We start from the raw sequence: 2,227 nt of genomic DNA, 5'->3' as shown, positions 1-2,227 counted from the left end.
AGAAAGGGGCTTGAACCCTCGTGATTTAACTCAGTGCAACAAAGGAGCAGGACAATGCCACGTGGTGACAAATCGAAATACACCGACAAGCAGGAACGCAAGGCCGACCATATCGCCGAAGGCTACGAGAGGCGCGGCGTATCCGAGAAGGAAGCAGAACGGCGCGCCTGGGCGACGGTCAACAAGGACGACGCCGGGGGCAAGAAGGAAGGCGGCTCCGGCCGCGGCAAACACACCGGCAATCCGGCCGCGCATAAGGGCGGCAGGATGGGCGGCAAGGCGTCGGGCGGGCGCTCCGCGGCCGCGCGTTCGGCGTCGGCCAAGAAAGCGGCTGCGACACGCAAGAGGAATGCGGAGCACCACGCGCATCATTGAGGACTTCCCCTTCTCCTCTTGTGGGAGGAAGGAAGCCTTCACAGCGGCATCTCCGAGGTCTGCTTGATCGTCTGGCTGGGCACGTCCGTCTTGACGTTCTGGACGCCCTTGATGCGGCTCAGATGCTCCGACTGGAAGCGGCGGTAGTCATCGATGCCGGCCGCCACGATGCGCACCATGGCGTCGCAATCGCCCAGCATCAGGTAGCACTCCATCACTTCCGGGAATTTCGCCACCTCGGCGGCGAAATGCTCGATCGTGTCCTCGTCCTGCTGCTTCAGCCAGATGCGGGTGAAGAAGGTCTGGCCGCGGCCGATCTTGACCGGGTTGAGCACCGCGACATAGCGATCGATCACGCCCGCCTCCTCCAGCAGTTTCACGCGCCGCAAGCATGGTGATGGCGACAGGCCGACCTCCTTCGCCAGATCGTTGTTGGCCATGCGCCCGTCGCGCTGCAAGGCGCGCAGGATGCGTCTGTCGATCTCATCCAGCTTCATAGCTCACAATTCCAATCTTTTGCCTGAATGCGCTACCCAATGCCAAATCATGGCAGAAAAGACGCATCTTCGCAACCCGATTGCCGAGCGTTTCGGCTATTGTGCGCCAATCGACAACCCACAACCGACCGGGAGAATGGCGGGCCGCGAGGCCGCCGAAGGCGAAGCCATGAGCATTTCGGAGATCGCCCTCGCCGAGGGCCAGACCACCTATGGGCGCGGCGCCGAGTTCAGGCGCGGGCTTGCCGCCTCGACGCCGGTGCTGCTCGGCATCATCCCCTATGCGCTGGTTCTCGGCGCGCAGGCCGGGCAGAAAGGCCTTTCTGTCGCCGAGGTGCCGCTGATGACCGGCCTCAACTTCGCCGGCGGCTCCGAATTCGCCGCGATCCAGCTCTGGACCTCGCCGCCGCATATATTGTTGATCGCCGCCATCACGCTTCTGGTCAACAGCCGGCATTTCCTGATGGGCGCCGCACTTGCGCCATTCATCAAGCACCTGCCGAAGCGAAAGGTGTTTCCTGCGCTGTTCCTGATGTGCGACGAGAGCTGGGCGGTGGGCCTGGCCGACGCGCAACGCCGCGCCGCCTCCGGCCTGCGGCCGGCTTTCAGCCTGGGTTTTTACCTGGGCGCCGGCCTGCCTTTCTATCTCGCCTGGGTGGCGTTCACGACCTGCGGCGCGGCGCTCGGCCCGGTGCTCGGCGACGTCCAGACATATGGTTTCGCGATGGCCTTCCCGGCCGTCTTCCTGGTTCTGCTGCGCGGCATGTGGAAGGGCTTTGTCGCGGCGCGGCCTTGGCTGGTCAGCCTGGTCGTGGCGGCTCTCGTCTATCTCACCGTGCCCGGTGCCTGGTATGTGGCGGCCGGCGCGCTTTCCGGCCTGGTGGCCGCGTGGTTCCTGGCAGGCGAGAAATGATCGACCCGATGACCGTGCTCGCCATCCTGGCGATGGCCGGCGTGACCTATCTCACCCGCATCGGCGGCTATCTGGTGTTGAGGAACCGCACGCTCAGTCCCCGCGCCACGGCGGTGATGGAGGCGGCGCCCGGCTGCGTGCTGATCTCGGTGATCGCGCCGGACTTCGTCTCGAGGAACCCGGCCGACCTCGCGGCACTGGCCATAACCGTGCTTGCCGCGACAAGGCTATCGATGCTGCCGACGGTGGTGATCGGGGTTGGCTCGGCGGGAGCGTTGCGGTGGCTGATCGGTTAGCAGGCCTCAGCCGCCGTAAAGTCCGAGTTCGTCCGGCTGGACCGGAGCGGCGTCGCCTTCGCCCTGCCCGCCCGCATGCCGCTTCAGCGCGGCATCCAGCCTTTCGCCGTCGCTGCCTCGCGGATCGACTATAGCATTGACAAGCG

The 2,227-nt window shown here is 65.2% G+C and carries 4 protein-coding genes; 3 read left to right on the top strand and 1 reads right to left on the bottom strand.

The features are described 5' to 3' along the window. Positions 1-54 precede the first annotated feature (54 nt). Positions 55-375 carry a plasmid stabilization protein gene (locus EOD07_RS31520; RefSeq protein WP_127238054.1) on the top strand — a complete coding sequence of 107 codons (321 nt, stop codon included), beginning with the start codon at positions 55-57 and terminating at the stop codon, positions 373-375. Between the two features lie 38 nt (positions 376-413). Here EOD07_RS31520 and EOD07_RS31515 read toward each other — a convergent pair whose 3' ends face one another. Next, positions 414-872, bottom strand: coding sequence for an Lrp/AsnC family transcriptional regulator (locus EOD07_RS31515; RefSeq protein ID WP_127238053.1), 459 nt, complete (start codon positions 870-872; stop codon positions 414-416). Positions 873-1,041: 169 nt separating this feature from the next. On the opposite strand from EOD07_RS31515, the gene EOD07_RS31510 reads away from it, so the two are divergent. Next, positions 1,042-1,785: an AzlC family ABC transporter permease gene (locus EOD07_RS31510; RefSeq protein WP_127238055.1), complete on the top strand. Its 744-nt coding sequence runs from the start codon at positions 1,042-1,044 to the stop codon at positions 1,783-1,785. Beyond that, a complete protein-coding gene (locus tag EOD07_RS31505) occupies positions 1,782-2,081 on the top strand; it encodes an AzlD family protein (protein ID WP_127238052.1) in 300 nt (99 codons plus the stop codon). Before EOD07_RS31510 ends, EOD07_RS31505 begins: the two co-directional genes overlap by 4 nt. Positions 2,082-2,227: the final 146 nt, after the last annotated feature.

The organism is Mesorhizobium sp. M2C.T.Ca.TU.002.02.1.1 (assembly GCF_003997225.1).
This window is presented reverse-complemented; position numbering and strand designations above follow the sequence as displayed.